18 protein-coding genes are annotated in these 19,504 nt (G+C 32.8%); 8 read left to right on the forward strand and 10 right to left on the reverse strand.

What is annotated here, in order from left to right:
• Positions 1-293 precede the first annotated feature (293 nt).
• Both ACSBO6_RS20230 and ACSBO6_RS20235 read right to left on the reverse strand, forming a co-directional pair.
• Entirely contained in the window at positions 294-1,124 is an 831-nt protein-coding gene (locus tag ACSBO6_RS20230) for an aldo/keto reductase (RefSeq protein ID WP_498843936.1), read from the reverse strand.
• Positions 1,125-1,168: 44 nt separating this feature from the next.
• Positions 1,169-2,371, reverse strand: a complete 1,203-nt coding sequence (locus ACSBO6_RS20235; RefSeq protein WP_353616069.1) for an MFS transporter — start codon at positions 2,369-2,371, stop codon at positions 1,169-1,171.
• Between the two features lie 398 nt (positions 2,372-2,769).
• On the opposite strand from ACSBO6_RS20235, the gene ACSBO6_RS20240 reads away from it, so the two are divergent.
• Entirely contained in the window at positions 2,770-3,135 is a 366-nt protein-coding gene (locus tag ACSBO6_RS20240; protein ID WP_098846263.1) for a winged helix-turn-helix transcriptional regulator, read from the forward strand.
• A gap of 51 nt (positions 3,136-3,186) precedes the next feature.
• Here the strand turns inward: ACSBO6_RS20240 and ACSBO6_RS20245 are convergent, their stop codons facing one another.
• Both ACSBO6_RS20245 and ACSBO6_RS20250 read right to left on the reverse strand, forming a co-directional pair.
• Positions 3,187-3,858 carry a DUF4352 domain-containing protein gene (locus ACSBO6_RS20245; protein ID WP_098846262.1) on the reverse strand — a complete coding sequence of 224 codons (672 nt, stop codon included), beginning with the start codon at positions 3,856-3,858 and terminating at the stop codon, positions 3,187-3,189.
• Between the two features lie 28 nt (positions 3,859-3,886).
• The gene (locus tag ACSBO6_RS20250) at positions 3,887-5,275 is read right to left on the reverse strand and encodes an alkaline phosphatase (protein WP_098846261.1); all 1,389 of its coding nucleotides are present in this window, start codon (positions 5,273-5,275) and stop codon (positions 3,887-3,889) included.
• Between the two features lie 292 nt (positions 5,276-5,567).
• Between ACSBO6_RS20250 and ACSBO6_RS20255 the strand changes: the two genes are divergently transcribed.
• The gene (locus ACSBO6_RS20255; RefSeq protein ID WP_098846260.1) at positions 5,568-6,110 is read left to right on the forward strand and encodes a copper resistance CopC family protein; all 543 of its coding nucleotides are present in this window, start codon (positions 5,568-5,570) and stop codon (positions 6,108-6,110) included.
• A complete protein-coding gene (locus ACSBO6_RS20260; protein WP_498843937.1) occupies positions 6,107-7,189 on the forward strand; it encodes a CopD family protein in 1,083 nt (360 codons plus the stop codon). The genes ACSBO6_RS20255 and ACSBO6_RS20260 overlap by 4 nt, the downstream gene beginning before the upstream one ends.
• A 46-nt stretch (positions 7,190-7,235) precedes the next feature.
• Here ACSBO6_RS20260 and ACSBO6_RS20265 read toward each other — a convergent pair whose 3' ends face one another.
• From ACSBO6_RS20265 to ACSBO6_RS20280, 4 genes are all read right to left on the reverse strand, one after another.
• Positions 7,236-7,400 (reverse strand): hypothetical protein, encoded by a 165-nt coding sequence (locus ACSBO6_RS20265; RefSeq protein WP_180232932.1) that lies wholly within the window; start codon positions 7,398-7,400, stop codon positions 7,236-7,238.
• A 53-nt stretch (positions 7,401-7,453) separates the two neighbouring features.
• Positions 7,454-7,906, reverse strand: a complete 453-nt coding sequence (gene mgsA, locus ACSBO6_RS20270) for a methylglyoxal synthase (protein WP_098846286.1) — start codon at positions 7,904-7,906, stop codon at positions 7,454-7,456.
• Positions 7,907-8,325: 419 nt separating this feature from the next.
• Positions 8,326-8,490: an aspartyl-phosphate phosphatase Spo0E family protein gene (locus tag ACSBO6_RS20275; protein WP_498843938.1), complete on the reverse strand. Its 165-nt coding sequence runs from the start codon at positions 8,488-8,490 to the stop codon at positions 8,326-8,328.
• Between the two features lie 146 nt (positions 8,491-8,636).
• A complete protein-coding gene (locus tag ACSBO6_RS20280) occupies positions 8,637-9,536 on the reverse strand; it encodes a LysR family transcriptional regulator (protein WP_098846257.1) in 900 nt (299 codons plus the stop codon).
• Between the two features lie 958 nt (positions 9,537-10,494).
• On the opposite strand from ACSBO6_RS20280, the gene ACSBO6_RS20285 reads away from it, so the two are divergent.
• From ACSBO6_RS20285 to ACSBO6_RS20305, 5 genes are all read left to right on the forward strand, one after another.
• A complete protein-coding gene (locus ACSBO6_RS20285) occupies positions 10,495-11,694 on the forward strand; it encodes an epoxide hydrolase family protein (protein WP_498843939.1) in 1,200 nt (399 codons plus the stop codon).
• A 130-nt stretch (positions 11,695-11,824) separates the two neighbouring features.
• The gene (locus tag ACSBO6_RS20290) at positions 11,825-12,373 is read left to right on the forward strand and encodes a pyridoxamine 5'-phosphate oxidase family protein (protein WP_483295187.1); all 549 of its coding nucleotides are present in this window, start codon (positions 11,825-11,827) and stop codon (positions 12,371-12,373) included.
• 163 nt (positions 12,374-12,536) lie between these two features.
• Positions 12,537-14,027, forward strand: a complete 1,491-nt coding sequence (locus ACSBO6_RS20295; RefSeq protein ID WP_098846254.1) for a spore germination protein — start codon at positions 12,537-12,539, stop codon at positions 14,025-14,027.
• The gene (locus tag ACSBO6_RS20300) at positions 14,008-15,132 is read left to right on the forward strand and encodes a GerAB/ArcD/ProY family transporter (protein ID WP_098846253.1); all 1,125 of its coding nucleotides are present in this window, start codon (positions 14,008-14,010) and stop codon (positions 15,130-15,132) included. Before ACSBO6_RS20295 ends, ACSBO6_RS20300 begins: the two co-directional genes overlap by 20 nt.
• Entirely contained in the window at positions 15,122-16,222 is a 1,101-nt protein-coding gene (locus ACSBO6_RS20305; RefSeq protein WP_098846252.1) for a Ger(x)C family spore germination protein, read from the forward strand. The genes ACSBO6_RS20300 and ACSBO6_RS20305 overlap by 11 nt, the downstream gene beginning before the upstream one ends.
• A gap of 168 nt (positions 16,223-16,390) precedes the next feature.
• Here the strand turns inward: ACSBO6_RS20305 and ACSBO6_RS20310 are convergent, their stop codons facing one another.
• Together ACSBO6_RS20310 and glmS are read right to left on the reverse strand one after the other, a co-directional pair.
• Positions 16,391-16,969, reverse strand: a complete 579-nt coding sequence (locus ACSBO6_RS20310) for a TetR/AcrR family transcriptional regulator (protein ID WP_098846251.1) — start codon at positions 16,967-16,969, stop codon at positions 16,391-16,393.
• A gap of 411 nt (positions 16,970-17,380) precedes the next feature.
• The gene (gene glmS, locus ACSBO6_RS20315) at positions 17,381-19,183 is read right to left on the reverse strand and encodes a glutamine--fructose-6-phosphate transaminase (isomerizing) (RefSeq protein WP_498843940.1); all 1,803 of its coding nucleotides are present in this window, start codon (positions 19,181-19,183) and stop codon (positions 17,381-17,383) included.
• Between the last annotated feature and the right edge of the window lie 321 nt (positions 19,184-19,504).

The raw sequence follows: 19,504 nt of genomic DNA on the forward strand, positions 1-19,504 counted from the left end.
AGTAATCAACTCCTATACTACAACTTGACCGTTCTCCAATATTTTTCACTACTTATTTATCGTAACGAAACAATATATACTTTGAAACGAACTTAAGTATTAAACTTAGTAAGTCTTAAGTCTTATGGTGCGGAAGTTTTTGTAAATGAAATTGTTATATTCGAATATTCGACTCTTAATAAAAAATGCCTCTATGATTTAATTAATTTTTTGAGAATGTGCAAACACTTCACTTTATAAGAAATAAAAACGACTGCCAAAGAATTTAGCAGTCGTTTACGTTTATATTTTATTTAAAAATCAAAATTGTCAGGGTCTGGACCAACACGGTGATTTTGGTTCAGTGAGTTGATTTGGTTCATATCTTCTTCTGTTAGTTCAAAATCGAAAATATTTGCGTTTTCTTGAATACGATGTTCTTTGATTGATTTTGGTATGATGACAACACCATTTTGTAAATGCCAACGTAATACAACTTGAGCAATTGATTTATTATGTTTGTTTGCTATTTGTAATAAAGTTTCATTGTCAAATAATTGCCCTTGCATTAATGGCGCCCATGCTTCTACTTGAATTGAATTTTCTTTTAAAAATTCTCTTAGTTCAACTTGACTTAGCATTGGATGTAATTCAACTTGGTTGATCATAGGCATTATTTCAGCATTTGCCATTACTTCTTTCAAGTGGTGAATTTGGAAGTTACTCATTCCAATTGCTTTTACTTTCCCGTTTTTGTAAAGTGTTTCAAGTGCTTTCCATGATTCAACATATTTACCTTCAACTGGCCAGTGAATTAAATATAGATCTAAATAATCAAGACCTAGTTTTTTCAAACTTAATTCAAAAGCATCTAAAGTTGGTTGGTAGCCTAGATCAGCATTCCATACCTTTGATGTAATAGATAAGTCTTCACGTTTTAGACCATTTTCTTCAAGAGCTTCTCTAATACCTTGCCCTACACCTTCTTCGTTTTGATAAATCGCTGCAGTATCGATACTACGGTAGCCATTTCTTATTGCAGCTTTTACAGAATCAATTACCACTTGTCCGTCTTCTACTTGGAAAACTCCTAACCCAATTACTGGCATTTCTAAACCATTATTTAATTTAACTAAATTATTCATTTTTTATTTCTCCCTTTAAATTATTTATTTATTATTTTAAAAATTTACTTATTCTTTTCTAAAGAAGCGCTCCAGATGCTTAACCCAACAGCTCCTAATACCATGATCCCACCAATCCATGGTGTATGAATCAGGCCGATAGTATCTACAACTAAACCACCAATAAATGCTCCAATTGCAATACCTACGTTGAACGCTGCTATATTTAGCGCTGATGCAATATCTACAGCAGATGGGACATACTTCTCAGCTAATTTCACAACATAAATTTGTAGACCAGGTACATTCATAAAAGCAAGCAAGCCTAAGAAGAAAATCGTTACAATTCCTACTAGTTTAAATGGAGCTGTAAACGAAAGAATAATAAGAACAATAGCTTGAACAGCAAACATCCATGTTAGTGCTTTTAAAGGATTTTTATTAGCCGCTTTTCCACCGATCGTGTTACCAAGTGCTACTGCAATACCATAAACAAGTAAGATAATACTTACAGAGTTTGGAGCAAAGCCGGTAATTTTTTCAAGAATTGGTGACAAGTATGTGAAAGCTACAAACGTACCTCCATACCCTAAAGCTGTAATAGCAAAGGCTAAAAGTAATGGTCCATTTTTTAAAACTTTCAGGTTATCACTAAACTTTGATGCTGGTGGCTGTTTAATTGTTTTTGGAACTAATAACGCAATTGCAATGATTGCAATAACACCTAATATTGCTACGGCTCCAAAAGTTGATCTCCATCCGAAATGTTGACCAATAAATGTACCTAATGGAACACCCGTTACAGTCGCAACAGTCAAGCCTGTGAACATAAAGGCAATCGCACTTGCACGTTTATTTTCAGGTACTACATCGGCTGCAATTGTTGAACCGATTGAAAAGAACACACCATGCGAAAATGATGTAATGATTCGCGCAACTAACAATAGACCAAAACTACTTGAAAAGGCTGCAACACTATTCCCAATGATGAAAATAATCATTAATAGCATTAGTAATGATTTTCGACCAATTTTGTTTGTTAATGCAGTTAAAATTGGTGCTCCAAATGCAACACCCATCGCATATCCAGAAATTAATAATCCCGCTAATGTGATTGAAATGTTCAAATCACCAGCAAGAGTTGATAATAAACCTACAGGAACAAATTCCGTTGTCCCAATCCCAAATGCACTAATAGCAAGAGCCATTAACGCAGGAGTGCCACTTTTTTTCTCTTGTATCTTAATCGAAGCAGCAGTTGAACTCATATATAAATCCTCCTTGTTATTTTTATTGTGCGTTTTATTTTTAGTTTGAATACAAAGAGACATGGCGCCTGAATAAAGTCTCATTATCATTCAAAACATAAATGAAAAGAAATAGTAAAAGATTAACGTATTCCTCTATACATTTAAGGAACAATGGAAAAATACTTTTCGTAAATGTGTGTGTTAATCAATTAACTATTGTCATTATGACCGATAGGATTAAGTAAAAGAAGTATGTACTTTGAAGTGATATAGTTACTTTTTAGTAACATTTAAGAGAATAAAGGTTTAAAACAGTGAAAAATTCTCAAAAAAGTTTTTTATCGAACTAGAAACTACACAGTTTGCGAAGAGAATGTTATGATATTTGAATCATTAATAATGAAGGAGAGGAGAAAATGAAAAAATACAATATTCCGGTTGAAGCTTCGTTAGATGTAATCGGTGGTAAGTGGAAAGTTGTCATTCTATGTCATTTGACAAAAGGTACAAAAAGAACTTCTCAGTTGAAAAAATTGATGCCGAACATTACCCAAAAAATGTTAACTCAGCAGCTTAAAGAATTGCAGGAAGACAATATCGTTCACCGAAAAGTATTTAATCAAGTTCCGCCAAAAGTGGAATATTCCTTAACGGATTACGGATGGTCATTAAAAGAAGTATTAGACCTACTGTGCTCTTGGGGAGAAAATCATATTGAAACAATGTATCCTGATAAAAATGACGTACTCCTTCCACCAGTTGAGGATGAAATCACCTTATAAAATAAAAAACTCCTTTTTCTATTTTTTAGAAAGGAGTTTTTTTTGTGTAATCTAATGAAAATCCACTTTTATTTTTTGTGCTTTAGCAATCACTTTATGTTGATCATCTAATACATCACTAGTTGTTAACTCAATCCATTTCAAGCTAGGATCAGTATGATCAACAATAAATCCCATTGCGCCTTGTTTTGAACTATTTGGATTGATTTCTCCACCTAAATATTCAATATAGAAGTCATCTTTAAATTCCTTTACTTCATGATTACTTGTCATCAAATGGGCAACTGGACCAAAGTGTAATTGTTTATTCGAGTGATTTATGATTTCTACCTCAACCTTAATGAATCGAAAACTTTCATAGCTTTCTGTATAATAATGAAAATAATCCATAAGAGAATACGTTGGTAAGTTTTTAATCAGCTTAACTTGTTTAATTTTCATAACGATTGGTCCAATTGTGTAAGACTGATTTAATGAAGCAATGTCTTCTAAAGTAACTTCACCTTTCTCATCTTTTTGCGTTTGACCTTTAAGAATTAACCTCGTATCATCTGAAACCTGTGGATTTGTTACATATACATCGTCTAAAGTCTTTGCCCGGCTTTTGGAGATCGTTGAGACGTTTTTTATATTCTCTGCTGAAGCAGTTGTTTTCTCCTTCTCAACTAAACTACATCCTGTAAGCATGAATGAAAGTAAAATAAATGGAATCAATTTTTTCATCTAAATCCCCTTTCATCACTAAATCCCGTCATTTAACTGGATCTGTTTTTACTTCTTTACCATTCTTTAAAATTCTAAAGATATTTTTTGCTTGATCAGTATTATCAATTTTCCCTGCAAATAATTGGCTACCAGGTCCATACGCATAAACATTTACGTCTTCACCTGTGTGGCCACTAGTAGTCCATCCAGTTACTGAACGGTTATCAATAATTGCTTCGATTGCATTATCAATCTCTACCATATTTTTTGATTCTGCTGCTTTTTTTACAGATTGAATTTCTTCGGGCTTTAATTCTAAGTTAATATTCGATTTCAATGTTTTTTCTACATCTGCGCCTTTACTAATTTGTTCAGCCATGAAATCTGGCGTACGTTTTGCTGCAGCAACCGGTTCCCCGTGCCAATTGTAATCACCTTTTGCACCAATAGAATAGCCCCCAGTTGAGTGATCTGCAGTTGCAACGACTAATGTATGCTTGTCCTTTTTAGCATAAGCAATAGCAGCTTTAAATGCTTTTTCAAAGTCTTCCATTTCACTCATTGCCGCAACGATATCGTTATCATGTCCAGCCCAATCAATTTGACTACCTTCTACCATTAAGAAGAAACCGTCTTTATCTCTACTTAATTTATTAATCGCTGTATTTGTCATTTCACTTAATGACGGAGTAGATGCCTCACGGTCGATCATCTTTGGCATTCCACCAGGAGCAAATAAACCTAATATTTTATTGTTTTTATCCTTTAACAGTTGATTTTTATTCGTTACGTAAGAGTAGCCATCTTTTTTAAACTGCTTTGTTAAATCACGATCTTCTCGTACAAAGTTATTTAATCCGCCACCAAGCATGACATCTATTTTATGTCCACCTTTAATTAGTTCATCATAATAATCATCAGCAATTGCATTCATATTTTTACGACTTACATCATGCGCCCCATATGACGCTGGTGTAGCATGTGTAATTTCTGAAGTAGCTACAAGCCCTGTTGCTTTTCCTTTTTCCTTTGCAGCTTCTAGTACTGTTTTTACTCTTGCTCCATCATTATCTACGCCAATTGCAGCATTATATGTTTTAACTCCCGCTGACATTGCAGTTGCAGCTGCTGCCGAGTCAGTAATATTTTGTTTTGGGTCCTCAGGATATGTCATTTGTTGCCCTACTAAGTAATGATCGAATTCTGTTTGTTCAACTTCTTTTGTTTTTGGATTATCTTTTAAATAACGATAAGCAGTAGTATATGATACACCCATTCCGTCACCAATTAAAAAAATTACATTCCTAATTTCGTTCTTGTTTGCTTCCTTAGCTTGTACTGTATGGTTAGCAAATGAGCCAATAATTGAACCAAATGCCATAGTTGAAAGCACTGCCACTGGAATTAACTTTTTCTTAAGTTTGTTTTTAAACATAAAATAACCTCCTAAAAAATTAAATTTTCATTATTTTCCACTTCTTAATTTTAATGAAATTTTATTAATTTACTTTGGAGGTTCTGTAAATAATAAATTAATTTTCTTTATTAAAACTAACAATACTATTCTGTAATTAGTTACATCTACTTCACAAATACATCACATTTTTGAGCTAAAATGTGTAATTGAGAAGAGTGGTTAATTTAACTAAGATAATATAATTTCATAATTACAAGTTTTTACATTATATTAAATTAAGCACAAATTTTTACATAAGAAGGAGATTTATATGAAAAAAGGTTTATCAATCATTATTTTAATGCTATTTTTATTCCCTACTTTGGCGAGTGCGCATACTAAGCTTGTTTCTTCTAATCCATCAAATGGGCAAATTATCACCGAACCAATTAAACAAATCACACTTGAATTTGAAGAAGCTCTTGAGCAATTAGGTACAATCAAATTATATAAAGCTGGAAAAGCTACGACAGTCACAAATGTTTCTATTAAAGGTAATAAATTAATTGCTGATCTACCAAATGGGTTAGAAAATGGCGACTATAAGATTGAGTGGAAAGTATTAAGTGAAGATGGCCATCCAATAACAGGTCAGATTCCTTTCAAAGTAGAATTAAAGCAGGCTGAAACTAAAACGACAGCAGATACTAAAACAACTGACAAAGCAGTGAAGGATCAAACCCCAACTAAACAAAAACAAAAAGAAGCTACTCCTAAAAAAGAAAGATCTAAATATTTTATTCCACTAATTGCAATCGGTCTTTTTGGAATCGCATTAATGGTTGGTGGAGTTGTTCTTTGGAATAGAAAATGAGTTATACCATTCCAATCACTGAGTTCATAACATATATTCTTTATTCAATATTAGCAGGAAAGTTTGTATTAGATTTTGTTCCGTCAGACAAAAAACCAACAATCAACATTACAAAAGGTACAGTTTATTTAGTTATTGTCGGCATACTTTTCTTTTCACTATTTCCTGCTCTACAAATTATTACTTTTTTCCTAGATGATGTTCATCTTAAAACAGCCATTTATTCTGTATTCATAAAAACAGCTGTAGGTAATGCATGGATTTACTTGAGTATGTTTGCCATTATGCTTGTCATTAATATTTATAGCGATGGTAAAAGGTTTTTTAATTTCTTTTGGTTATTCATGATGATCTTAAGTATCGGTTATGCAGGTCATATTACCTCTATGAACTTTTGGGATGGTTTTATCTTTCAAAGTAGTCATTTTCTAATGGTTTCTATCTGGAGTGGAATTCTATTTAATGTTACATGGCTAGCTAAGGATTATAAAAACTATGGTAGATTCTTAAAATGGTTTACACCTTTAGCCATCATATGTGTCGTTATTATTTTCATAAGTGGTTTAGTGTTAATGCTAGAAGTCGTTAAATTAGAAGACTATTCGAATGCTTGGTTACTTCCTTATGGACAAATGTTACTTTTAAAGCACATTAGTATCATACCAGTATTGTTTTTTGCTTTTTTCAATGGTGTACTAATGCGAAAGTCCACTGAAGGTCCTTCAAGTACTATTCGTAGTTGGTTAAAGGCAGAGTATATTACAATTACGCTAGTATTCTTTTTTACGGCTATAATGGGCACTAAATCTCCACCGCATAATATTAACTTAACTTTGCAAAACGAGGGTCCGTCTAAATGGATTGAATGGATTATGGGGATTGACCTTACCTTACCTATTAGAATAGCTGTTACTTTTACGGTAGAAGGTACAATGTTAATAAGCATGGCAATCATCTTCTTAGGGTTATTAGTCATCAGTTTTATTAAAAAGACAAAAATCATGCTATCAATTGCATTTAGTCTATGCTTTGTGATTACAATGTATCTTGGAGTAATGTATAGCGTATCTATTCAGTAAAAAAAGATTGTACATCGTACAATCTTTTTTTACTGAACTTCTGCTATTAACGTCCGTGTCTCCATTTCGTTGGCTTTCCTGATGAAGGGCAGTTAGGGAATTTTTGTCCTGCTTGTAATTCAATATGCTCTCCGTCTTGGTCAGTATAATAGCCAGAAATCTTGACTGTTTCACCTGTATCATGTGTATGTCCAATTCCTTGATTATCCATCATAAACCTCCTTATAAACGAACTAGAATTACTATTTCCTTCATCAAAGTTTATTATTCGATTCCTTCATCTATTTTAAGATTTTTGCTTATATTTTCTTTATTTTGTTTACCATGTACAATGTTTCTCCACTTTAAATCCCCTCGCTCTAGACCATGGATTAATATTTCTGCAGTACCCATGTTTGTGGCTAAAGGAATTGAGTAAACATCACATAGACGAATTAAAGCTAAAATATCCGGTTCATGTGGTTGTGCTGTAAGTGGATCCCGAAAGAAGATAACAATATCCATCAAATTCTTCGCTATTAAAGCACCGATTTCCTGATCTCCACCAAGTGGTCCAGAATTAAAACGATGTATGTTTAAATTTGTATTTTCCATTATTCTTGTTCCAGTTGTTCCTGTAGAATATAATTCGTGTTTAGATAAAATAGATTCATATGCCATCGCAAAATTTACTAAGTCATTTTTCTTTTGATCATGTGCAATGAAAGCAATTTTCAAGGTCAACATTCCTTTCTTTTTGGAAAACACATTATTTTTTGTACTAAAAACAACACCTAATATGAATACTTGAATAGTACTATTATGTATTTCTACAATCCATTTTGCAATTACCAAGCCTAATCTTTGGCTTCCAATTCGTCTTAATCTTGCTTTATTGGATCTAAAAACAAGTCAAATATTCTAGCATAGTCTTCTCGTTTAGTTCCATTATCTAATTTCCTAATAAAATAGGGAGAAGAATCTTAACTAATAAAAAAGAGGCTATCGTAATTAATATACGAAAATAGCCTCATTACTTATTGTATTTCATCCTGATTCGGTTTTTTGATTACAACACGCTCATCATGAAACACTCCCAATCTTCATTATTTTAAAGGTTGTTAATATTATGATGACTCTTTTTGCGTGATTCATTCTTATATCTTTTTCATTACACTTTTATCATACCTATTTAATAAGCTATCTAAGTTTTGACTAATTTTTAATACTTCTGGATACGAAAAGGATTTTTGAATTGTTAATTTAACCACACGCATTCTTAGATTTTCAATTTCTTCAAGTAATTTATTTTCTTTACACATCCCCAAGATCCCTCTTTATCCCTGGACTTTTATTAATAAATTAAATTCTATTCTTGATGAAAAAACAGTTTAGTTCCCTACAGTTAACAAATACCAAGGCGGCCAGGTTTGAACCCTAGTTTCCTTTCTTCACTTTTTATTTATCTTTACACAATGACTTTCTTTCTACTAAATTTCTCTACATGTGAATTCAATAAATTTCTAAAAATATTCATTGCTGAACCGATAAACTTTTCCTTATGATGAATCATTACTACATTTCTTTGAAGCGAAGGGTTTAACTTTATTGCCATTAATTGGCCGTTATCCACTAGATTATAAAGTGTCTTTGATAAAATTGTGGCTCCTAACCCCTCCTTAACTAAGTTAACAATCGACGTTGCATCAGAAGTTTCAATAATTGGTTGAATCATTATACCCAAATTTCCACATATAGAATCAATCCATTTTCTAAGGCAATGATCTTTTTGGTTTATTATAAATGGTATATCTTTAAGATTAGTGATTTCGAGTAAGTTTACATCAGCTAGTATATGTTCAGAATGGACAACTAGATAGTATTCCTCTTCATATAATGGGATAATCTTTAGTCCATCATCATCTATTGGCATTATTGTTAATGCTAAATCGAATTCGTTTTGTCTTATTTTTTCGACAACATTATCTAAAACAAAAAACTGTATCTGTATATGGGGATACATGGAATGAAACTCAAGTAATGCTAGTAACGCAATTTGGCTTAATTCTCCTGATGGTGCACCAATTACTAACTTACCTCTATCTAGTTTTTGTAGTTCTTGTAATTGTTCATTCGCACCTTTGATTGTATTAAAAATTTGATGTGAGTGTTCTAATAAAATCTTACCCGCTTCGGTAAGAGCTATTTTTTTGCCTAATCTGTCAAATAATCTGACGCCAAGCTCATCTTCTAATCCTTTAATTTGATAGCTTAAGGTAGGTTGTCCTATCCCAAGTTTATCTGCAGTCTTAGTAAAATGCATCTCTTCACAAATCGCCACAAAATATTCTAATTGTTTCAACTCCATGTTATTCACCACCTTTTATTTTATTTCAACATAAAGAACATTTGTCTAAAGATGCCTACCATAATAAATAACTAAACATTTTCTAAGTTAATTGCCTTTAACATTTTTATTAGACTAGGCTTAATATTAAAAGTATTGTGTTTTATTAACAATACAGGATTTTCAATTAAAATGATTTAATTAATAAATGAACTCAATCCGAATGCCCTTTTATAAATATCTGGGTCATTTGAATTAGTGGTTTTCAAACTTTCCACTTGATTAATTTAGTCTTATAAATACAAAAGTGTTCTAATGATTCATCATCCATTGTTATTGATCATAATTATTTTTGAATGATAAAAAACTTTATTAACTACAATTTTTCTATGTCATTTAAACTAACTATTTTATTGAAAAATAGGACAAATGAATTAAAGTAATTTAATCACTTTTTTGATTTTCTTATTATCTTGATATAACCATATATTTTTTAGAACGAATGGTCAAGAATAGGTTGGTTCCAATTTTTTCTTTTTCTTCATTGAGCAAATGGTTTCAAGTTATGACTATAACTATCTTTATAAGTCCTAAAACTGGCTAAATAAATTTTTTATATGGGTTTTCCATTTATTATCCCTATTAAAGAACGAACGGTCAAAAATAATTCTTGACCGAACGTTCTTTAATGTGCTAAATTTGTTCTCGAAAGGAGGTTACATCGCAAGCAGGAAAAATAAAATCGTTTTAGTAGCTTATTCAATGGTTTTTTTATCATAAAAGCGTCCATTATGAACTGGTCTCGCATAGTTGGATTAAATAGAATTGATGTCTTCTGCTTAAATAAAAAATAAACCCTGACTATAACACTGTAGAATATAAAAGTTTAGTTTTGATGTTTGAATTATATTCATAAACAAGATGTTAATTTTAGTACCCTGAAGCACGACAAATAAATCAATAATAGGGAGAGATATAAATGACTCAAAATAAAACTTTAGAAAAAAATGCAATTCGTCCATTTCATGTGAATGTACCAGAAGAGGAATTAATTGAATTACGTAGACGCATCAATGCTACTAGATGGCCAGAGAAGGAAACTGTTTCTGATCAATCTCAAGGTACACAACTTGCAACAATGCAAGAGCTTGCACGATATTGGGCAAATGAGTATGATTGGCGCAAGGTTGAGTCTAAGTTAAATGCCGTACCGAATTATATTACTGAAATTGACGGACTAGATATTCACTTTATTCACGTTCGTTCGAAGCATGAAGATGCTATGCCGATTATCATTGCACACGGTTGGCCTGGTTCAATTATTGAGCAAATGAAACTAATAGAACCACTTACTAATCCTACAGCGCACGGTGGTAGTGCATCAGATGCTTTCCATGTAATCATTCCATCAATGCCTGGATATGGATTCTCAGGAAAACCAACTTCAACTGGATGGGATCCTAAACGTATTGCACGTGCATATGGAGAGTTGATGACTCGCTTAGGTTATAAGAAGTATGTAGCACAAGGTGGCGACTGGGGTGCAATTGTTGTAGATTTCATGGGTGCTCAGGAGCCAGATGGCTTAGTTGCAATTCACACTAACATGGCTGGCGTAATTCCTCCTGAAGTTGATGCGGCGATTTGGTCTGGAAACCCGCTGCCGTCAGGTCTTTCAGATGAGGAGAAAAAAGCAGTCTCTCAAGTTCTTGAAAATAAATTCGCATACGCATCTCTGATGGGTACTCGCCCACAAACGCTTACTGGATTAGTGGACTCCCCTGTAGGTTTGGCAGCATTTATGCTTGATCATGATTGGAAAAGCCTTGCCCTAATCACTAGATCTTTTGAAGGGGTTAAAGAAGGTCTAACGCGTGACGATGTATTAGACAATATCACACTTTTTTGGTTAACGAACTCTGCTATATCTGCTTCACGTCTATACTGGGAAAACGGTAAAGCTGGAATTTCATTCTTTGGAGTGAAAGGTGTAAAAATCCCTGTTGCTGTAAGCGTCTTTCCTGATGAATTATATGAAGCACCAAAGAGTTGGGCAGAAAAAGCATACCCGAACCTGTTCCACTATAACAGACTTCCAAAAGGTGGACATTTTGCAGCATGGGAACAACCAGAATATATAACATCAGAACTTCGTACAGCTTTCAAATCACAACGCTAAATTAAAGCAGTCCCCTTGGGCTGCTTTATAAATAGCTATTTTAAGACGAGTATGAAAAACATTAAATCAATCATTCCAGCCTATATTTTTTGCACTCTATGAATAATCAACTAAGAGGGAGATGGTTTCTTTGTTTTCACTTCGTAATTATGACCGTATTTGTACTGACCCAGTAAAAATTAAACACTTTCTAGAAGATGCACAAACTGGTTTTTTAGGTTTATCTTCCGAAAACGTTCCATATGTCATTCCACTTAACTTCGTTTGGCTGAATAACGCCATTTATTTTCATGGTGCATCTGAAGGAAGAAAAGTCACTTACATGGAGAACAATGCTTTAGCTTGTTTCACGATAGGAACGAGCTATGGTACAATTACTAGTCCTATACCAGCCGGGACGGACACAGCTTATATGAGTGTAATCATAGAAGGATCAATAAAACCCGTCTATGATTTAAATGAGGCAACGGCTGCTATGCAAGTAATGTTGGATAAATATGTGCCAGGCTATTATAGTCGCCCATTAAGTAGTAGTCATGTAGAGCGATATGTTTCCCCATTAGGTGGTAAAACGGGTATCTATAAGTTAGTTGCTAGCTCAGTTTCAGCTAAAGAAAAAGAAGAAATCACAAATCGTATGTTCCAAGATGGAATGACCGTACTTCCCCAACGGTCATAAAAGTAAAGTTCATACCTTTTTAAATCATATCTAAACTGCCATGGTTTTGTTTCCTGGCAGTTTTTTCTATTTAGGTCACTGTTCTATGTAGTATTTGAATACATACTTGTACAATTCTTGGTAAATATTATAAGGTATATTGGTTTAAAAGGAAGGTACTTGAATGAGTCGCTTTCGAACAAAAGATAAAAAGATTTTCTTACAAAAAGGTTTTGTTAGTTCTCATAATACTGAATTAGATTCTGAGGAGAATACAATTTCAGAAGCTACTTATGAAACAACACTAAATTATTTTGATGAAAGTTTTGATCTTGTCCATCGTTCATTTAATCAAAATGATATTAAAATTATTTATTTAAACTCTCTAGTTGACTCCAATACGCTAGAGAAAGAGGTACTTTCTCCTTTAAGAGAAATAGCATTTTATAATTATGAAAAACTATTTCAACAATCATTGTTTAGAATAGAAAATAATCAGAAAGAAGTAATCAATGGAATTTTAGACGGTAATGTTGCCTTGTTTAATGGAGAGGATACATATCTAATCAATGTATCCGGACTAGAGGAACGTGCCATTGCCCAGTCTGAAACGGAAACTGTTATAAATGGGCCACATGATTCGTTTAATGAAGCTTTAAATACGAATGTATCATTAATAAGAAGAAGAGTAAGAAGTCCTCGTTTGAAAATGATTAATCTATGTGTTGGAGAGATTTCTAAAACGAAAGTTCTTTTGATGTATATAGATGGTATTGCTGATTTAGATAAAGTGAATCATCTTAAAGAAAGAATTAAATCGCTCAAAGTTGATTCCATTACTGACTCTAATGTATTAATTCAAATAATAGATGATTATCAAAATTCACCATTTCCTCAATTTTATACGACTGAAAGACCAGATGTAGCCGTATCAAAATTATATGCTGGGAAGATCATTGGACTTGTAGATGATAGTCCGAATATTTTTTGCACCCCTTCTACATTCTTTGATTTTTTTGAATCAACAGATGACTATAACCAGCGTTGGATCATGGGGACTATGGTTAGGATTTTGCGATATATGGCTTTATTTATTACATTAATTCTTACAGCATTTTATGTTTCAATCTGTACATTTCATTACGAAATGATCCCACAATCCCTACTTCAGAGCATTATGCAATCTAGAAGTAGAGTTCCCTTTCCTCCTTTAGTCGAAGCAATATTTCTAGAAATTGTTATTGAACTGCTTAGGGAGGCTGGTGCAAGGCTTCCTACAAAAATAGGGCAAACAATTGGAATCGTTGGCGGTATTGTTATTGGACAAGCAGCTGTAGAAGCTGGAATTACAAGTAATATCTTAATTATTGTTGTTGCTATATCAGCCATTGCTTCGTTCATCGTCCCTAGTTATATTATGAGTGCTTCGATACGAATCGTAAGGTTTTTATTTATATTAATGGCTGGGTTTTTAGGGAATATTGGAATTTTCTTCGTTTTAGGAATACTGACCATTCATTTAACAGGTTTGACAAATTTAAAGTCGCCTTATTTTATGCCAATTTCACCAACCTTTGTCAAAGATTGGATGGATAGTATTGTGAGAGGGCCTTTTTACAAAATAAGGAAAGCTCAAACAAAGATGCATTACAAAGGTGATCGAGAAAGGAATTGATGGTGATCATATGAAGGAACGACTTCATCCACTTCAACTATCTATCTTAATTTACATGATGCAAAATGGACTTGTCCTATATAGCTTACCTCGAGTAATGGCAGAATACTTTGGGACCAACGGGTGGATAAGTATCTTTTTTATATTTATACTCGTAAATTTTAATATTTTTATGATTGTGATGATTTATAAACTAGGAAAAGGTCGTTCCGTATTTGAAATCATTGAGGCAACTGTTCCAAAATGGATTATGTTCCCCATCTATTTGTTTATTATTGGCGTTTGGGTTGGAATAGCAAGCATGGTGATGAGATTATATATCAATATTTTTAAAATGATGTTCTTTCCCGCTTTACCAGTTTCGATCTTTATCATTCTTTTTACTTTATTAAGTTTTCAATTATTACGGGGTGGAATTTACAAATTCACTAAAGCCATAGCACTTTTATTTTGCTTTGTAATACCGATGATTTTTTTAATTTTCTACCTTTTTCCAGAATTTAATTTTTCACGTTTTACTACTTTCTTTTTTAAAGGTCAGACTGATTTTCTCAAAGGATCACTTCAAGTTTACTCAGCGTTTTTAGGTATTGAAGTTTCAATTCTTTTTTTTCCAATGGTAGAAAAAAAATGGACAAAGGCCCTTTTTATTGGAAACTTTATGTCGATGTTAATCTATGTCATTATCCTATTTGTTAGTTTTGGGTTTTTTAGCTTTGATCAAATATTAAATGATATTTATCCTGTAATGACACTGTTTGAATATACTGAGGTTTCTTTTCTTTCAAGAGCCGAGAATCTATGCTTTTCTGTTTTTGCCTTTAAAATATTATCAACTGTAGTCATATATTACTGGGGCTCACAACAATTTTTAGGAAATATGTTCAAAAAATTGAAGCCCACTATTTGGATTTTAGTAATCTTAGCAAGTGGTTTTATACTTGCGTTGTTGCCGGATTCAGTAATAGATGTTGAACAGTGGTTAAATTGGTTGAGTTATTGTGGAATTGGCATAGCATGGCTCTTACCTATCATTGTATTGTTTATCCTTTTTATTGAGATTATTAGAAACCTAATTAATCGGGAGACAGCTAATGCAAAATAAAATTACTGTATTAATCGCAATATGCTGTTTATTTTTAACAAGTTGTGGAACTAGTAACGTTATTGAAGATTTAGCAATACTACAAGCTGGCGCTTACGATTTGTCGGAGAACGAAGAAAATCCTATCATAACAACAGTCCTTTTTCCTACAGTTTCAAAAGAAGGAAAATTCGGTACTCAAACGCTAACTGTATCCGGAAAGTCATCACATGATACTTTTATCAAACTTCAAAATCTAACGAACTTGAAGTTAGTCGGAGGACAAGGATCGATCATATTCGGAGAAAAATTGGCAAAAAAAGGACTGATAAATATCGTTAAATCCTTTACAAGGGATCCTGAATTCGGAACCCGAGTTAAATTTGCTATTGTGGAAGGCAAAGGAGAAGAACTTCTAAAAAAGAAAATAGCTTCGGTTCCAGATGTGTCTGAATATTTATATACATTCATTGATAAATTAGGTAAGCAAAACAAAATTTTAAATACTGATAAATATCGTTTTTTAAGGGATTATTACGATGACGGAATCGATCCAGTTTTACCTGTTTTTTCATATGAAGGTGAAAACATAGCATTAAAAGGATTAGGCACTTTTAGAGGCGATCAATATGTTAGGTTACTTCCATTAAGTGAAGCACAAATACTAAATTTTATAAATGACGATATTAATAATGGAAGTTTAATGATTAACATAAAAGATTCAGGAAAAATCGATCAGTTAATGTTAAGCAATATAAATTCTAAAAATGATAAAAAAGTAAACATCAACAAATTTACAAATACAACAGTTGTAATCAATTTATATTTAAAAGGAAGTATCCTTGAATACACAGGAACAATGGATTTGAGTAAAGAAAAAAATCAAAAAAAATTGGAGAAACAAGTCGAAAATTACTTAAAAACCAATTCAAAAAAACTTCTAAAAATATTACAAAAAGAACAGACAGACCCGATTGGAATGGGAACATTAGTACGTAATCACGTATCATATGAAAGATGGAACAAGATGGATTGGAATAAGGTATACAAAAACATAGATTACAAAGTAAATGTAAAAGTAGATATGACGAATACAGGGAAATCTAAATAAAACAAAAACGGCTCCGAAGTTTGGGGCCGGTTTTTTGTGACTTCGAAATTATGATCTGCTAGACGGATTGGGTAGTCTTTTTATTTTATTACTTTGGTCAGGTCTTTGTTGGCTCTCAAACACAGACCTGTGCTCACTAAATTGGTTTGGCAAGCAAAAAGTCCCACACTAATTATCAAGTACTGACAAATTTATTTCCATTATTTTGCGTAATTTTTCTCGGTCAGGATCAGTCTTAACCATTACACGAAATCCAATTATTGCATTAATAAAATAATAAGATAATTCTTTTGCATCTAATTTCTTAGAAAGTTCTCCCATTCTTTGACCTTCTAGTATAATGTCATGTATTAACTGCTCTGTAAAACCCCAACTTTGAAGAACCCAATCTCTTGCTTCTAAATCATGTTTTGCTAACTCAACCGCAGTATTCACTATTAAACATCCAGTAGGTAATTCTTCCTGTTTGTCAATTGACAATTCGAAAAATACTTGGATCGCTTCTTTGGCCGAACGGGTATTAGCTAGCTCCTTTATAAGCGTTTGCTGCGAAAACTCAATATAACGCTCTAATGATTTAAAATATAATGATTGTTTATCGCCAAAAGTGTCATACATACTCCCTTTGTGTATGCCCATATGCGAGACAAGATCTTGCATAGATGTCTTTTCGTAACCTTGTTCCCAAAATAACCGCATAGCTTTAAGTAGAACAGCATCTACTTCAAATTCCTTTGACCTTGCCATTTTACTATTCAACCTCCTTAATTTAAAAATAAACTAAATATGAGAATCGATAATTTCTTTATTATAAGTGTGTTGATTTAAAACTACTTAAGATTGGACTATTCTTATTTTGCCATTTCTAAATCCATCTAGTATTATACCCAATATTTGTAATTATTTCATATATATGGATAAAATACAGTAGCTATAAATAAAAGAAAAGGACTAATGGAATCCATCAGCCCTTAATTATTTTTAAATTAGTTTATTTAATCGGCTTTCTTATTACAACACGTTCATCAATTTCACTTACATGAAAATCATCTTTTGTAGGAATCCTATTTTCATCGTTAAATTTGATCACCGTTTTACACTCCCTGCTCAGTTTATTTTCAAATCTTTATTTTAGTATTTAATAGATTACTAATTTGATTATTCAACTGTAACTGATTTTGCAAGATTACGAGGTTTATCAACATCACAACCACGATGTAGTGCAGCATAGTAAGAAATTAATTGTAATGGTACTACTGAAAGGATTGGAGATAATTCTTCTTGTACTCTTGGTAAAATGAAGCGATCGCCTTCCATGTTTAATCCTTCCATTGAAATGATACAAGGGTTAGCACCGCGAGCAACAACCTCTTTCACATTTCCACGAATGTTTAAGTTTACTGATTCTTGTGTTGCTAATGCGAAGATTGGAGTTCCTTCTTCGATTAGAGCAATTGTACCATGTTTTAACTCTCCACCAGCAAATCCTTCTGCTTGGATGTAAGAAATTTCTTTTAGTTTTAATGCGCCTTCTAGGCAAACGAAGTAATCTACGTTACGGCCGATGAAGAATGCATTGCGAGTTGTAGCTAAATATTCTGTAGCAATTTTTTCAAACTCGTCTTTTTGGTTTGTAATTGATTCCATTGCATTTGCTACAATTCCAAGTTCTTTAACTAGGTTAAAGTTAACTGTTTTTCCTTTTTCTTTTGCAAGAGCATTTGCAACAATTGCAAGTACTGCTAATTGTGCAGTGTAAGCTTTCGTTGATGCAACAGCGATTTCAGGACCTGCGTGTAAAGCAAGAGTGAAATCAGCCTCACGTGATAATGTTGATCCAGGAACGTTTGTAATTGTAATTGCTTTATGACCTAATTTATTTGTTTGAACTAAACAAGCTCGGCTATCAGCAGTTTCACCACTTTGTGAAATATAAATAAATAATGGTTTTTCTGAAAGTAATGGCATATTGTAAGAGAATTCACTTGCAACATGTACTTCTACAGGAACTCCCGCCATTTTTTCAATAAACTGTTTTCCTACAAGGCCAGCATGATAACTAGTTCCACAAGCAACAATATATAATCTGTCAGCTTCTGCTAATGCTGCTTTAATTTCTGAGTTGATTACAAGCTCTCCGTTTTCATCTTGGTACTTTTGGATAATATTACGGATTACTAAAGGTTGCTCATCTGTTTCTTTTAACATGAAATGAGGATAAGTTCCTTTTTCGATATCGCTAGCATCAATTTCTGCTGTATATGGAGAACGTTCTTTAATATTTCCGTTAAGGTCCATTAATTGAACATGATCTTTCGTAACGACAATAACCTCTTTATCCATTAATTCAATAAATTGATCAGTAATTTGTAACATTGCCATTGCATCCGATGCAATAACATTAAACTCTTCACCAACACCAACTAGTAATGGACTTTTGTTTTTTGCTACATAAATTACGTCATCGTTTTGTTTATCTAATAATGCAATTGCATAAGAACCTTTAAGAAGCTTAAGTGTTTCTCTGAAAGCATCAAGTACAGATAATCCTTTTTTAATATGAAGTTCAACTAACTGAACAATAACTTCAGTATCTGTATCACTTGTAAATTCAATATCATTTAAATAATCGTTTTTTAATTGTACATCGTTCTCGATAACGCCATTATGAACAAGTGTAAAACGTTCAGTAGAGCTCTGATGAGGATGTGCATTACGTTTACTTGGCGCGCCATGCGTCGCCCATCTAGTATGACCAATACCAACATTTCCGTCCGTTTTTGAAGGAATTGACTTACGTAATACAGCAATTCTACCTTTTTCTTTATAAACTTCTACACCATTGTCAGTTAAAAGAGAAATCCCAGCAGAATCGTAACCACGATACTCTAATTTCTCTAAACCTTTTAATAAAATTTCTTTCGCATTATCATTTCCAATATATCCAACGATTCCACACATAATTACTATTGCTTAGTAAGTCCAAAAACAAGACATACAAATTGTATAGGAATGGAACGCTGTTTTCCTAACCGTTTAACTATTTAATTTTCTATTCCCTCGTCATGTTTCATAATGGTAGAGGACTTACAAGCAATATCCACCTACCTTTCATATTCCGCTCATTAGCGAGTTCAATTTTTTGTTTTAAACGGTGTATCAGATTATTTACGTTTGTGCACACAGTCACCCATGTGTTTTTCATAAATAATTTCGGTTGTGATACAGCAACCGGGAGTCATCCGCCGAAACTTCGATAAAACTCCACCTCGTCAACTACAC

This window comes from Bacillus sp. AL-1R (assembly GCF_052180195.1).
Taxonomy (GTDB): Bacteria; Bacillota; Bacilli; order Bacillales; family Bacillaceae_G; genus Gottfriedia.

What these genes read in the sequence shown, in the direction of transcription:
- glmS (WP_498843940.1), bottom strand. Translation starts at nt 19,183, where the DNA reads ATGTGTGGAATCGTTGGATATATTGGAAATGATAATGCGAAAGAAATT.
- ACSBO6_RS20250 (WP_098846261.1), bottom strand. Translation starts at nt 5,275, where the DNA reads ATGTTTAAAAACAAACTTAAGAAAAAGTTAATTCCAGTGGCAGTGCTT.
- ACSBO6_RS20305 (WP_098846252.1), top strand. Translation starts at nt 15,122, where the DNA reads ATGCAAAATAAAATTACTGTATTAATCGCAATATGCTGTTTATTTTTA.
- ACSBO6_RS20260 (WP_498843937.1), top strand. Translation starts at nt 6,107, where the DNA reads ATGAGTTATACCATTCCAATCACTGAGTTCATAACATATATTCTTTAT.
- ACSBO6_RS20310 (WP_098846251.1), bottom strand. Translation starts at nt 16,969, where the DNA reads ATGGCAAGGTCAAAGGAATTTGAAGTAGATGCTGTTCTACTTAAAGCT.
- ACSBO6_RS20280 (WP_098846257.1), bottom strand. Translation starts at nt 9,536, where the DNA reads ATGGAGTTGAAACAATTAGAATATTTTGTGGCGATTTGTGAAGAGATG.
- ACSBO6_RS20240 (WP_098846263.1), top strand. Translation starts at nt 2,770, where the DNA reads ATGAAAAAATACAATATTCCGGTTGAAGCTTCGTTAGATGTAATCGGT.
- ACSBO6_RS20265 (WP_180232932.1), bottom strand. Translation starts at nt 7,400, where the DNA reads ATGGATAATCAAGGAATTGGACATACACATGATACAGGTGAAACAGTC.
- ACSBO6_RS20275 (WP_498843938.1), bottom strand. Translation starts at nt 8,490, where the DNA reads ATGTGTAAAGAAAATAAATTACTTGAAGAAATTGAAAATCTAAGAATG.
- ACSBO6_RS20285 (WP_498843939.1), top strand. Translation starts at nt 10,495, where the DNA reads ATGACTCAAAATAAAACTTTAGAAAAAAATGCAATTCGTCCATTTCAT.
- ACSBO6_RS20245 (WP_098846262.1), bottom strand. Translation starts at nt 3,858, where the DNA reads ATGAAAAAATTGATTCCATTTATTTTACTTTCATTCATGCTTACAGGA.
- ACSBO6_RS20235 (WP_353616069.1), bottom strand. Translation starts at nt 2,371, where the DNA reads ATGAGTTCAACTGCTGCTTCGATTAAGATACAAGAGAAAAAAAGTGGC.
- ACSBO6_RS20230 (WP_498843936.1), bottom strand. Translation starts at nt 1,124, where the DNA reads ATGAATAATTTAGTTAAATTAAATAATGGTTTAGAAATGCCAGTAATT.
- ACSBO6_RS20255 (WP_098846260.1), top strand. Translation starts at nt 5,568, where the DNA reads ATGAAAAAAGGTTTATCAATCATTATTTTAATGCTATTTTTATTCCCT.
- ACSBO6_RS20295 (WP_098846254.1), top strand. Translation starts at nt 12,537, where the DNA reads ATGAGTCGCTTTCGAACAAAAGATAAAAAGATTTTCTTACAAAAAGGT.